Here is a 12,344-nt window from a genome sequence, read left to right as displayed (position 1 = left end):
ACTCTGCCGACGAAGCCGGCCTCTGGAAATCGGGCATTCGCAGAGGTAGCCTCAGGCTGCGGCTGAGGCTCCTGGTGCACACTCCGCCGAACCATGCGATTCGATCTCACCGACCTGCGGCTCTTCCTCAACGTCGTCGAAGCCGGCAGCCTCACCGGAGGCGCCGGGCGCTCGCACATGACGCTGGCCTCCGCCAGCCAGCGCGTGCGCGGCATGGAAGACGCGCTCGGCAGCCCGCTGCTCACCCGCCACGCGCAGGGCGTGCGCCCCACCGAGGCCGGCCGCACGCTGCTGCACCACGCGCGCGTCGTGCTGCAGCAGATGGAGCGGCTGCGCGGCGAACTCGGCGAATACGGCCAGGGCCTCAAGGGACACGTGCGCTTCATGTGCGGCACTTCGGCGCTGACCGAGCACCTGCCCGAGGTGCTGAGCCGCTTTCTCGCCGAGCATCCACGCATCTCGGTCGACCTCGAGGAACGCCCCAGCCCCGACACGGTGGACGCGCTGCGCGCCGGCCTGTGCGACATCGGCATCGTCTCGGACGCCATCGACAGCGAAGGCCTCGAATGCCACCCCTTCCGCCGCGACGACCTCGTGCTCGTGATGCCACGCGGCCACGCCCTTGCCGGACGCCGGCGCCTGCAGCTGGCCGATGTGGTCGACAGCGAATTCGTGGGCCTGCCCGCGGACAGCGCGCTGCAGCTGCTGATCACCCAGCATGTGCGTGCGCTAGGCAAACACCTGGCTTACCGGGTGCGGGTGCGCAACTTCGAGGCCGTGTGCCGCATGGTCGAGTACGGCATTGGCGTCGGCATCGTGCCGCAGACCGCGGCCGAACGTTGCGCCCGCTCGATGAAGATCGCGCGCGCCTCGCTCGCCGACAAATGGGCCGAGCGCACGCTGATGGCTTGCGTGCGCTCGTCGGAAGACCTGCCGCTCAACGCCCGGCGCATGCTCGAGCACCTGATCGCGCCTCCGGAAGAAGCTACGAGGAAGTGACGGGCTCCCCAAACTCGATCTGGATCTTCACGTCGGTTGCGCGCCCCGCCGCGGCTTCCTCGAAGGCCTCGATGCCATCTTCGAACGCGAAGGTGCGCGAGATGAAGGGCTTCACGTCGACCTGGCCCGACGCGATCAGCGCCAGCGCGCGCGGGAAGATGTTGGCGTAGCGGAACACCGACTCGATGCGCACTTCCTTCGCCTGAATGGCCACGATGTCGAAGGCAACCTTGCCAGCGGGTATGCCCACCATCACGAGGCAGCCGCCGGGGCACAGCAGCTCGAAGATGTCGTCGAAGGCGCGCGCGCTGCCGCTGGCTTCGAACACCACGTTGGCGCCCCAGCCGTCGGTCAGCGACTTCACGGTGTCGGCGAGCTTGGTGTTGCGCACATCGACCGTGGTGACGGCCGGGTTGTCCGCAAACAGCGCCAGCTTCTCGGGCACGAGGTCCGCGAGGATCACGCGCGCCGCGCCGCCCGCAAGTGCAGCCAGCGCCGTCATCGCGCCGATGGTGCCCGCGCCGATGACCACCGCTACGTCGCCCGGCTTCAGCGCCGCCTTCTTCGCGGCCTGCAGGCCGATGGCCAGCGGCTCGACGATGGCGCCCTCGCCGAAGCTCACGTTGTCGGGCAGGCGGAAGGTGAAGGCCGCCGGGTGCACCACGAAGGGCGTAAGACAGCCGTGGATCGGCGGCGTCGCCCAGAAACGCACGGCAGGGTCGAGGTTGTAGATGCCTTCGAGCGTGGCGCGCGAGTCCATCTGCGGAATGCCGGGCTCCATGCATACGCGGTCGCCGGGCTTCAGGTGCGTGACTTCCGCCCCCACCTCTGCCACCACTCCCGAGGCTTCGTGGCCCAAGATCATTGGATCTTCCACCACATAGGGGCCAATGCCGCCGTGCTGGTAGTAGTGGACGTCGCTGCCGCACACGCCCACGGTGTGCATGCGGATCTTCACGTCGCGCGGCCCCATGTCCAGGGGAAGGTCTACGTCGCGCAGCCTGAGCTCGTGCGCTTTTTCCAGAACCAGTGCTTTCATTTCTTTGCGTCCTTGAAGGGGTGTTTGGGTGTGTCAGTGCGTCAATGCAAAGGGGTGTCGGTGCGCAGCAGCGAGGCACCGGTGTCGATGTCGAACAGGTGCACCTGCAACGGATCGGCCACGAAACGCACCGCATCGCGCAGCCGCGGGCATTGGGCCGAGGGCATCAGCGCGGCGATTTCGCTCTCGCCCTGCCCGAAGCTCACCAGCACCTCGTTGCCGAGGTACTCGATGAGCTGCACCTCGCCGGCAAAGCCCCCTCCGCGACCGCCTTGCGTGTCGACCTGCAGGTGCGCGGGCCGCACGCCCAGCGTCACGCGCTCGCGGCCTTCGAGTGCAAAGCGGCGCGCGTCCACAAGCACGGTGCCCTCGCGGCCCGCCAGCTCGAAGTAGCCATCGGCGTCACGCACCATCATCTCGACCAGATTCATCGGCGGCGTACCGATGAAGCCGGCCACGAAGGCCGAGCGAGGCCGCTCGAAGATCTCGCGCGGCGAGCCGACCTGCTCGATGCGCCCGTCGCGCAGCAGCACGATGCGGTCGGCCAGCGTCATGGCCTCGTGCTGGTCGTGCGTGACGTACACGGTGGTGGTCTTCAGCGCCTGGTGCAGCCGGGCTATCTCGATGCGCATGTGGTTGCGCAGCTTGGCGTCGAGGTTGGACAGCGGTTCGTCGAACAGGAACACCTTGGGCGTCTTGATCATGGCGCGCGCAATCGCCACGCGCTGCTGCTGGCCACCCGACAGCTCGGTGGGCCTGCGCTGCAGGTACCGCTCCAGGCCCAGTGTGTCCGACACCTCCTTGATGCGCGCATCGATCTCGGCTTTGGGCACCTTCAGGCGCTTGAGGCCGAACGCGATGTTGTCGCGCACGCTCATGTGCGGATAGAGCGCGTAGTTCTGGAACACCATGGCAATGCCGCGCTCCTGCGGCGGCAAGTCGTTCACGCGCTGGCCGCCGATCAGCAGGTCGCCGTCGGAAATATCTTCCAGCCCTGCGAGCATGCGCAGGATGGTCGACTTGCCGCAGCCCGAGGGGCCCAGGAACACGACAAACTCGTTGTCCGACACGTCGAGGTCGAACTGGTGCACGACCTGCGTGTCGCCATAGCGCTTGATGATGTTGTGACAGCTGATTGCGGACATGTTGTTCTTCGAGGGAAAGGAAATGATCTGGCTCATGCTGCGTCGCGCTTGCGCTTGAAGGCGGCGTTGAGGAAGCCGCTGAGCACGCCGACCATCAAGAGCGGTGGCAGCGACAGCAGGATGACCGAGGCATTCAAGATGCCCCACGGCACGTCACGCCCGAGCTGGCTCAGCTCCGAGGCAACGATGGGCAGCGTCTTCGCGTCCGAAGTGGTGAGCATCAGCGCAATGAGAAACTCGTTCCACACCAGCACGAAGCCGAAGGCGATGGCGCCGACCAGCGAGCGCGCGGCAATCGGCAGCGCCACCTTGAAGAAGATCGCGTAGGGGCCGTAGCCGTCGACGCGACCCGCCTCTTCCACCTCTTTCGGCACCGCCTTGAAGGCGGGTATGGCGAGCCAGATCACGGTCGAGAGCGTGAGCAGCGTGTAGGTGACGATCAGCGCGAAGCGCGTGTCGTACAACTCCAGCTGCAGCCAGATCACCATGAGCGGAATGGCCACGGCCACGGGCGGCAGGAAGCGCATCGACAGCACGAAGAACTGGATGTCGTCAGCCCAGCGCAGCGGATAGCGGGCGAGCGCATAGGCAGCCGGCAGCCCGAGCACCGCGCCGGCAATCACTGCCGCGCCCACCACCACGATGGAATTGAGCAGCCCCTGCGCCACGGCCTCGCGGCTCAGCACGTAGACGTAGTTCTCCAGTGTCGGCGTAAAGAAGATCTTCGGCACTGCCGAGACGATGTCCACCCGGTTCTTGAACGAGTTGAGAAAGGTCCAGAACACCGGCACCAGTGCGGAGAGCCCTGCGGCGACCAGCACCAGCCGGGCTAGCAGCGTGCTTGGGGAGAACGGGGGTTTCTTTTTTGGCAAAGCGCTCATTTCGGTCGCGTCCATTTCCAGATGTAGGTGAACGCCACGGTCGAGGCGACCATCATCAGCACAGCCATGCTCGACGCGTACGAGATACGCCCAGACTCGATGAAGCCCTGCGAGAAGGCGTACATGTCCAGCGTCTCGGTGGAGATGCCGGGCCCGCCACGCGTCATCACGTAGATCAGGTCGAAGGCACGCAGCGACTCGACCATCTTCACGAACGTCAGGCTGATGAGCGGCGCCTTCAGCATCGGCAGCGCGACGTACGCATACACCTCCCAGGTCTTCGCATGGTCCATGCGCGCGGCCTCGAAGGGCTGTGGCGGCAGCGTCTCGAGCAGCTTCAGCACGATGACCGCGAAGAACAGCCCCCACTGCCACACGTCCACGAACGCCACCGTCATCAGCGCCGTGAGCGGGCTGGCCAGCAGGTCCAGCGGTTCGCCGGTGATCGCCTTGTACGGATACGTCAGCAGTCCGAACAGCGGATGAAAGGCGAACTTCCACACGAAGGCGGCCGACACGCGCGGCAGCAGCACGGGCACGATGAACAGCATCGACAACACGTTGCGCCAGCGCGCGGTGGTGCACTGGAACAGCAGCACACCCAGCAGCACCGCGAGCCCCATGGTCGCGCTGACCGTCAGCACCTCCCACACCAGCGACACCCGCACGGAGTTGAGAAAGCGCCGGTCGGAAAACAGCTGGATGTAGTTCGACAGCCAGACCCAGCTGGAATCGGCCTGCCCGAGCTCGCGGTCTTGCAAGGAGATGCCGATCGCGAACAGCGTCGGCACCAGCGCCAGCACCGCGAGCACCAGCAGGCCCGGCCCGATGAAGACGACCGGCAGCCTTGTCTTTTTTCGTTTCTCCCTGGCGGCCATCACTTCTTGCGCCGTGCGATCAGTTGCTTCGCGTAGGCGTCGAGCTCGTCGAGGCCGGCCTTGATGTCGGTGCGCGAGCCGGTGATCAGCTCTTCGAGAATGATCCCCCAGCGGTCGCCGAGATCGGGCCAGGCGGCGTCCTGCCAGAAGTTCACGGCCGTGAGCTTGCCGGTGTCGGCCAGCGCCTTGCCGAGGTCGGCGCCGTAGCGCTTGGCGAACTCGGGGCTGCCCAGCACGCTGGTGCGGTTGAGCTCGCCGAACTGGCCTTCGGCGAGGCGGCGCTGCTCCTGCTGCTTGGAAGTGGCCCAGGCGACGAACAGGCCCGCGCACTTCTTCGCCTCCTCGGTCTTGTTGGCCTTGGCCCCGATGGCCAGCCCGTGGCCGTAGCCGCCGCCGGTCAGCGGCGTGGGCGGCGGCAGGTAGGCAACCTTGCCGATCACGGTCGACATCTTGGGGTCGAGCGCGTTGCCGGCCAGCGGGGTCGACTCGATCAGCATCGCCACCTTGCCCGCGAGGAAGGCGCCGGTGGCCTCGTCCCAGCCGCCGGTCTTGGTGCCGGGCGCCGAGTACTTGAACAGGTCGAGGTAGGTCTGCGTGGCCTTCACCGCGGCGGGCGAATCGAACACGGGCTTGTCGCCATCGAACCACTGGCCGCCGTAGCCGCGGAAGAACGGCATCCAGCGCCACACGTTGGCACCCGAACCGCGCTGGCCGCGCAGGGCCACGCCGTAGATGCCGTGGGCCGGGTCGTTGAGCTTCTTCGCGGCTTCGGCGAATTCCTCGAGCGTGGTGGGCGGCTTGATGCCGGCCTTCTCGAGCAGGTCCTTTCGGTAGACCAGCAAGTCGCCGCCACCGGTGAGCGGCGCAAACCAGGCCTGGCCGTCGAAGGTGGCGACCTTCTGGCGGCCGGGGTCGAAGTCGGCGTAGTCGTAGTCGGCCGGGTAGTACCTGGCAAGCGGCACGATCCACTTCGACTGGGCGAACAGCGGCACGTTGGCCTCGTCGACGTAGTACACGTTGTACTTGCCGACGGTCGAGGCGTCGGCGCGGGTCTTGGTGCGGCGGTCGTTCTCGTTGAGGTTGTCGATGCTGAACGACGCGCCGCTCAGCGCCTTGAACTCGTCCTTGTACTTTTCCAGCAGGGTCAGTCCGTCGCGCGGCTGGGACAGCACGCGCACATCGTCCTTGCAGGCCTGCTGCGCCTGCGCATGGCCCGCTGCGGCCAATGCCGCCAGCAACAGTGCGCCGGCCTTGATGCAGCGCGTGGCTCGGTTCGTCATCGTTCGTCTCCTGGTCTTGTTTGTGAAGGGCTTGCGAGAGGGACGAAGCGTATGCAGCCGTGGGCCGGCGCTGCGTACACGCGCGCCGGTGGACTGGTACTTCGATGACCAGCGGGCTTGGGGTTTTGCCGGGGGTGGTGTGCGAAATCGCCAATCGGTTGCAATGTAAAACCAGATAGATAGAATTCGCGTGGTTTTGTTTTGAAACCGAGAACGCCGAAAGCAGAACGTGCAGCGACCGGCCGATCGCCAATCGCCCCAATCCACCCCTTTCCGGAATCCGCCATGACCCACTACCGCACCGCCACCATCGACGGCCTGAACATCTTCTACCGCGAGGCGGGAGACCCGGCGCTGCCGCCCCTGCTCCTGCTGCATGGCTTTCCGGCCTCCTCCTTCATGTACCGGGAGCTGATCGAACGGCTGGCCCATCGCTTCCACGTCATCGCACCCGACTACCCCGGCTTCGGCCACAGCGATGCACCATCGGTCGTCGAGTTCAGCTACACCTTCGATCGCCTCGCCGACGTCGTCGAGAAGTTCACGGAACAACTCGGCCTGAAGCACTACGGCCTCTACATGCAGGACTTCGGCGGCCCGGTGGGATTCCGGCTGGCCAGCCGCCACCCCGAAAGAGTGAGCTTCCTGGTCGTGCAGAACGCCAACGCCTACGAAGAAGGCCTGCCGGACGATTTCTGGGGCCTGGCCCGCGAGCTGTGGAGGGACCCGTCGCCGGCCAACTACGCCAGGATCCGCGAAGCCGCCATGTCGGACGCAGCCCTGGAATGGAACTACACCCACGGCGTGAAAGACGCGGCGCGCATCAACCCCGACAGCTGGCTGCTGCAACGCGCCCTGCTGGCCCGTCCCGGCAACAAAGACGCAATGGCGGCCCTGCTGCACGACTACGGCCGCAATCTCTCGCATTACCCGGCTTGGCAGGCCTACTTCCGCCAGCACCAGCCGCCGACGCTGGTCGTATGGGGCGCCAACGACGTGATCTTTCCACCGTCGGGCGCGTATCCCTACCAGCGCGACCTACGGCAGATCGATTTCAAGCTGCTCGACACCGGCCATTTCGCGCTCGAAGAACTGGGCGAAACGATCGCCGCCCACATCGAGCGCTTCCACGACGCCCTGCGTGCCTGACGGCAGGGCATCGCCATGCAATTGAACATCGATGCGGCCGCGGCCCGTGATGCGCAGACACGGACTGCCACGCCACAGATAACAGCCGCGATGGCGCTGCTGTTCGCAGTCGCCTGCGGGCTGGCCGTGGCCAACGTCTACTACGCCCAGCCGCTGCTGGACACGCTGGCGGCCACCTTCGGCATCCGCCCCGCCACGGTCGGCATCGTGATCACCATCACCCAGGTCGGCTACGGCCTGGGGCTGCTGCTGGTCGTTCCGCTGGGCGACCTGATCGACCGGCGGCAGTTGATCGTGGGGCAATCGTTGCTGTCGGTGATCGCCCTGCTCTGCGTTGCGCTGGCGCCCAGCGCGGCGGTCCTGTTGCCGGCGATGGCCGCCGTGGGCCTGCTGGCCGTCGTGACGCAGGTGCTGGTCGCCTACGCCGCACTCATGGCCCCGCCGGGCGAGCGCGGCCGCGTGGTCGGCATCGTCACCAGCGGCATCATCGTCGGCATCCTGCTGGCGCGGGCGGTGTCGGGCACGCTGTCCGATCTTGTCGGCTGGCGCTCGGTGTATTTGGTGTCGGCCGCGGCCACGCTGGTCGTCTCCGGCCTGTTGTGGAAGGCGCTCCCGCGACGCGCACTGCCCTCGGTGCGCATTTCGTACCTGCAGCTGATCCGGTCGGTGTTCACGCTCTTCGCCGAAGAGCCTGTGCTGCGCATCCGTGCGGTGCTCGCGATGCTGATCTTCATGGCCATCACGATGCTGCTGACGCCGATGGTGCTGCCGCTGACGGCGGCGCCGTTCTCGCTGTCGCACACGCAGGTGGGCCTGTTCGGCCTGGCGGGCGCGGCCGGCGCCATGGGCGCTGCGCGCGCGGGCCGCCAGGCGGACCGGGGCCGCGCACAGCGCACTACCGGCATCGGGCTGTCGGTGATGCTGCTGTCTTGGGCGCTCATCGCCATGCTGCCGTGGTCCATCTGGGCGATGGTGGTCGGCGTCGTCACGATCGACTTCGGCCTGCAGTCGGTGCACGTCGCCAACCAGAGCCTGATCTACCGCGTGCGCCCGGAAGCCCAGAGCCGCCTGACCGCCGGCTACATGATCTTCTATTCCATCGGCTCCGCCACCGGATCGATCGTCTCGACGATGCTGTATGCACACGGCGGCTGGAACATCGTCTGCCTGGCCGGGGCCCTCACCAGCGGCCTGGCACTGGCGTTCTGGGCCATGACCCGGCACCTGACGCCGCAGGATGCCAGCCCCTGATGAGCTTCAGCACCGGGAAGCTCAGGCCGTGGTGGCGAGCGGCGTGTTCTGCGCGGTGCGCAGGCCGAAGCGGTCCTGCGCCTGCTGGCGGTAGGCCGAGGGGGTCATGCCCTTGAGCTGCAGGAAGCGCCGGTTGAAGTTCGCGAGGTTCGCGAAGCCCACCTCGTAGCAGATGTCGCTCACAAGCCGGTCGGAGGTCTGCAGCATCTCGCAGGCCTTGGCGATGCGCAGCCGAGTGACGAAGTCGGTGAAGGTGGCGCCCATGTGCTTGTGGAAGTAGCGCGAGAAGCTGCTTTCGGCCATGTTGGCCACGGCGCACACGGCCGGCAGCGACAGCTCTTCGGTCAGGTGCTGATCGAGGTAGTCGAGCACGCGGCGCATGCGGGTGTTGGCGCTCGGGTCTTCGCTCGCCGTGCCTGTGGTGTTCGAAATCTGGCGCCAGTCGGGCCAGCGGGCCAGCTCGTGCAGCAGGCCGATGAACTCCGCCAGCCGGGCCATGCCCTCCTGCGCCTGCACGCGCAGGAAGCGTTCGCGCACCAGCGCGTGGATGCCGAAGAACTCGATGCCGAGCTTTGCGCGGTCGAGCATCGGCAGCACCGCCTTCAGCTCCGGGAACAGGTCGGTGCCCTTGCGCAGCGGCTCGTCGCGAAAGTGGATGACCATGCTGCGCTCGGCTATGCCCTCGGGCGGCACGTCGTGCGAAATCCAGGTATGGGGCAGCCGGGCGCCCACCAGGGCCACGTAGCCGGGCTCGAAGCGGCCGATGTGGTCGCCGACGAAGGCGTCACCGCTGCTGCGGTTGATGCACTGCAGCTCGTATTCGTCGTGGTAGTGCCAGCAGTCGAAGGGCCAGGGCACGCCGTGCTGCAGGCAGCGCACCGAGCTGCCGCCCGCCGGCTCGAAGCCGAGCCTCGGGTCGCGCAGCAGTTCGTGCTCGAGTTCCGGCTTGCGCGCTGCGTTGTGTCTCATGGTTCTGTGAGCCTTCGCGCGGTGGCCGGCGGTGCTTTCTCAGCTGCCGGCGATCTTCATCCGGTTCACCAGGACCGATCCCGTGGTCTTGGCGCCGAAGGTGTAGGCATCGGCCCCGATGGCCTCGATGCCCATGAGCATGTCTTTGAGGTTGCCGGCGATGGTGATCTCCTGCACCGGGAAGGCGATCTTGCCCTTCTCGACCCAGAAGCCGCTGGCGCCGCGCGAGTAGTCGCCGGTCACGTAGTTCACGCCCTGGCCCATCAGCTCGATCACGAACAGGCCGGTGCCCAGCTTGGCGAGCATGGCGTCGAGGTCGTCGGTGTGCTTGGTCAGGCGCGAGCTCAGCGTCAGGTTGTGCGAGCCGCCGGCATTGCCGGTGGTCTTCATGCCCAGCTTGCGGGCCGAGTAGGTCGAGAGAAAGTAGCCTTCAAGGCGGCCGGCATCGACCACCTTGCGCGCCCGGGTGGTCACGCCTTCGTCGTCGAAGGGCGAGCTGCCCTTGCCGCGCAGCACGTGCGGGTCTTCGGCCACATCGACGTGCTTGGGCAACACGGGCTTGCCCAGCGAATCGAGCAGAAAGCTGCTCTTGCGGTACAGCGACCCGCCGCTCACAGCCTGCACCAGCCCGCCCAGCAGGCCCACGGCCAGCGGCGACTCGAACAGCACCGGGCATTCGGTGGTCTTGATCTTGCGCGACTTCAGGCGGCTGAGCGCCCGTTCGGCGGCGTAGCGGCCCACGGCCTGCGGGCTGGCCAGTTCATCGGCCGAGCGCATGGAGCTGTACCAGGCGTCGCGCTGCATGTCGTCGCCCTTGCCGGCGATGGGCGCCACCGAAATGGAATGCCGCGAGCTGGCGTAGCCACCACGGAAACCGTGCGTGTGGGCGCTGAAGAAGTGGCTCTGCTGAGCCGAGACGCCCGCGCCCTCGCTGTTGGTGATGCGCTTGTCGGTCGACAGGGCCGCTTCTTCGCACTCCAGCGCCAGCTTGGCGGCCTGTTCGCTCGTCACGTCCCAGGGGTGGAACAGGTCGAGTTCGGGGTGCACCTTGGCGATGTCTTCCTCGTCCGGCAGGCCGCTGACGGGGTCTTCGGCCGTAAAGCGGGCGATGTCGTAGGCCGCCTGAACGGTCTGCTTGATGGCCCCTTCGGAGAAGTCGGAGGTGCTGGCATTGCCGCGGCGGTGGCCCACGTAGACCGTGATGCCCAGCGACTTGTCGCGGTTGCGCTCGACGTTCTCGAGTTCGCCCTTGCGCACCGACACGCTCAGGCCGCAGCCCTCGGAGGCCTCGGCCCCGGCGTCGGTGGCACCGAGCTTTTTGGCATGCGCCAAGGCGGTGTCGACCAGGTTTTCGAAGAAGGAGCGGCTGTAGGCGAAGCCGGAATCGGCGCGCGAGGAGGATGTCGTCATGTGGTGGCTATGATACTTGCGCCCCCTGTTTCACGTTTTCTCCCCAGCTTCCCACCGCGTTGCAACGCCGCACGGTGCGGCCCAGAATCCACTCCATGTCCCGCAAACCCAAAAAAGGCTATTTCGTCCGTGGCCAATTCGTTGCCGAAGGCAGCGAACTCGACCTTGAGCTCAAGCGCGAGCTCAAGGGCACCGACGAAGCCAGCCGTACCGACCTCAAGCGCGAAAGCGACGAGCTGCAGAAGCTAGGCACCGAGCTGCTCACGCTGCGCGCCGGCCTGTTCGATACGCTCCAGCTCGACGAAAAACTGGTCGACGCCATCGCCGAGGCCAAGCGCATCACCAATTTCGAGGGCAAGCGCCGCCAGATGCAGTTCATCGGCAAGCTCATGCGCAAGCTCGAGCCCGAGGTGCTGGAGGCCGTTAAACAAGCCCTGTCCGAGCAAAGCATCGCGCCGGCCGCTGAAACCGCCGCCCTGCACGAGGCCGAGCGCTGGCGCGACCGGCTGATTGCCGACGACGACGCCCTCGGCGGCTGGATAGAAACCCACCCCGCCACCGATTCCCAGCAGCTGCGCGCCCTGGTGCGCCAGGCCCGCAAGGACATGAAGACCGGCCCGGCCGGCGAAGCGCCGCGCCAGGGCAAGGCCTACCGCGAGATCTTCCAGCTGGTGCGTGCCCAACTGGCGGTGCACGGCGGAGCCGACCACGCGGCAGCGGCCGCCGCCCAAGACCGGGAAGAGGACGCATGAGTTCGTTCGACCCGGTCCGCATCGGCATCGTCTCGGTCAGCGACCGTGCCTCCAGCGGCACCTACGAAGACAAGGGCCTGCCCTCGCTGAAAGAGTGGCTTGGCCGGGCGCTGAAGAACCCCATCGAATTCGAACCCCGGCTGATCCCCGACGAGGCCGACCGCATCAGCGCCACGCTGATCGAACTGGTCGACGCCGGCTGCTCGCTGGTGCTGACCACCGGCGGCACAGGCCCCGCCCTGCGCGACGTGACGCCCGAGGCCACGCTGGCCGTGGCCCACAAGGAAATGCCCGGCTTCGGCGAGCAGATGCGACAGATCAGCCTGCGCTTCGTGCCGACGGCGATCCTGTCGCGGCAGGTGGCGGTGATCCGCGACAAGAGCCTGATCATCAACCTGCCGGGCCAACCGAAGTCGATTGCGGAAACGCTCGAAGGGCTGAAGGACACCGAGGGCATGCAGGTCGTGCCGGGCATCTTCGCGGCGGTGCCCTACTGCATCGACCTGATCGGCGGGCCGTACCTGGAGACCGACGACACGGTCTGCAAGGCTTTCAGGCCCAAGTCGGCCATCCGCCCGCCGCGCTGAGCGT

12 protein-coding genes are annotated in these 12,344 nt (G+C 66.8%); 5 read left to right on the top strand and 7 right to left on the bottom strand.

What is annotated here, in order from left to right; all coding sequences use genetic code 11:
- Window positions 1-93: 93 nt before the first annotated feature.
- Window positions 94-999 carry a LysR family transcriptional regulator gene (locus tag AC07O3_RS28780; RefSeq protein ID WP_093057881.1) on the top strand — a complete coding sequence of 302 codons (906 nt, stop codon included), beginning with the start codon at window positions 94-96 and terminating at the stop codon, window positions 997-999.
- On the opposite strand, the gene AC07O3_RS28775 is transcribed toward AC07O3_RS28780, so the two are convergent.
- The 5 genes from AC07O3_RS28775 to AC07O3_RS28755 are packed head-to-tail and all read right to left on the bottom strand — an operon-like array spanning window position 986 to window position 6,222.
- Window positions 986-2,038 carry an NAD(P)-dependent alcohol dehydrogenase gene (locus tag AC07O3_RS28775; RefSeq protein ID WP_354337500.1) on the bottom strand — a complete coding sequence of 351 codons (1,053 nt, stop codon included), beginning with the start codon at window positions 2,036-2,038 and terminating at the stop codon, window positions 986-988. The two genes, AC07O3_RS28780 and AC07O3_RS28775, sit on opposite strands and share 14 nt — an antisense overlap.
- Window positions 2,039-2,079: 41 nt before the next feature.
- A complete protein-coding gene (locus AC07O3_RS28770) occupies window positions 2,080-3,183 on the bottom strand; it encodes an ABC transporter ATP-binding protein (RefSeq protein ID WP_495340927.1) in 1,104 nt (367 codons plus the stop codon).
- Window positions 3,184-3,215: 32 nt separating this feature from the next.
- A complete protein-coding gene (locus AC07O3_RS28765; protein ID WP_495340926.1) occupies window positions 3,216-4,064 on the bottom strand; it encodes a carbohydrate ABC transporter permease in 849 nt (282 codons plus the stop codon).
- Window positions 4,061-4,942, bottom strand: a complete 882-nt coding sequence (locus tag AC07O3_RS28760; protein ID WP_093057883.1) for a carbohydrate ABC transporter permease — start codon at window positions 4,940-4,942, stop codon at window positions 4,061-4,063. The genes AC07O3_RS28765 and AC07O3_RS28760 overlap by 4 nt, the downstream gene beginning before the upstream one ends.
- Window positions 4,942-6,222, bottom strand: a complete 1,281-nt coding sequence (locus AC07O3_RS28755) for an ABC transporter substrate-binding protein (protein WP_093177672.1) — start codon at window positions 6,220-6,222, stop codon at window positions 4,942-4,944. Before AC07O3_RS28755 ends, AC07O3_RS28760 begins: the two co-directional genes overlap by 1 nt.
- A gap of 285 nt (window positions 6,223-6,507) precedes the next feature.
- Here AC07O3_RS28755 and AC07O3_RS28750 point away from each other — a divergent pair, with 285 nt between their 5' ends.
- Together AC07O3_RS28750 and AC07O3_RS28745 are read left to right on the top strand one after the other, a co-directional pair.
- Window positions 6,508-7,371, top strand: coding sequence for an alpha/beta fold hydrolase (locus AC07O3_RS28750; RefSeq protein WP_495340925.1), 864 nt, complete (start codon window positions 6,508-6,510; stop codon window positions 7,369-7,371).
- Between the two features lie 15 nt (window positions 7,372-7,386).
- The gene (locus AC07O3_RS28745) at window positions 7,387-8,622 is read left to right on the top strand and encodes an MFS transporter (RefSeq protein WP_495340924.1); all 1,236 of its coding nucleotides are present in this window, start codon (window positions 7,387-7,389) and stop codon (window positions 8,620-8,622) included.
- Between the two features lie 21 nt (window positions 8,623-8,643).
- On the opposite strand, the gene AC07O3_RS28740 is transcribed toward AC07O3_RS28745, so the two are convergent.
- A complete protein-coding gene (locus tag AC07O3_RS28740) occupies window positions 8,644-9,591 on the bottom strand; it encodes a helix-turn-helix domain-containing protein (RefSeq protein WP_354337505.1) in 948 nt (315 codons plus the stop codon).
- Between the two features lie 39 nt (window positions 9,592-9,630).
- Window positions 9,631-11,001 (bottom strand): metalloprotease PmbA, encoded by a 1,371-nt coding sequence (gene pmbA / locus AC07O3_RS28735; protein WP_093079849.1) that lies wholly within the window; start codon window positions 10,999-11,001, stop codon window positions 9,631-9,633.
- Window positions 11,002-11,096: 95 nt separating this feature from the next.
- On the opposite strand from pmbA, the gene yjgA reads away from it, so the two are divergent.
- Both yjgA and mog read left to right on the top strand, forming a co-directional pair.
- Window positions 11,097-11,753, top strand: a complete 657-nt coding sequence (gene yjgA, locus AC07O3_RS28730; protein ID WP_093057887.1) for a ribosome biogenesis factor YjgA — start codon at window positions 11,097-11,099, stop codon at window positions 11,751-11,753.
- Window positions 11,750-12,340, top strand: a complete 591-nt coding sequence (mog, locus tag AC07O3_RS28725; protein ID WP_495340923.1) for a molybdopterin adenylyltransferase — start codon at window positions 11,750-11,752, stop codon at window positions 12,338-12,340. Before yjgA ends, mog begins: the two co-directional genes overlap by 4 nt.
- Window positions 12,341-12,344 lie beyond the last annotated feature (4 nt).

It is taken from the genome of Variovorax sp. GW821-FHT09D05, assembly GCF_059416325.1.
Note: the sequence above shows the minus strand (reverse complement) of the source record. Positions and strands in the feature narration are given on the sequence as shown.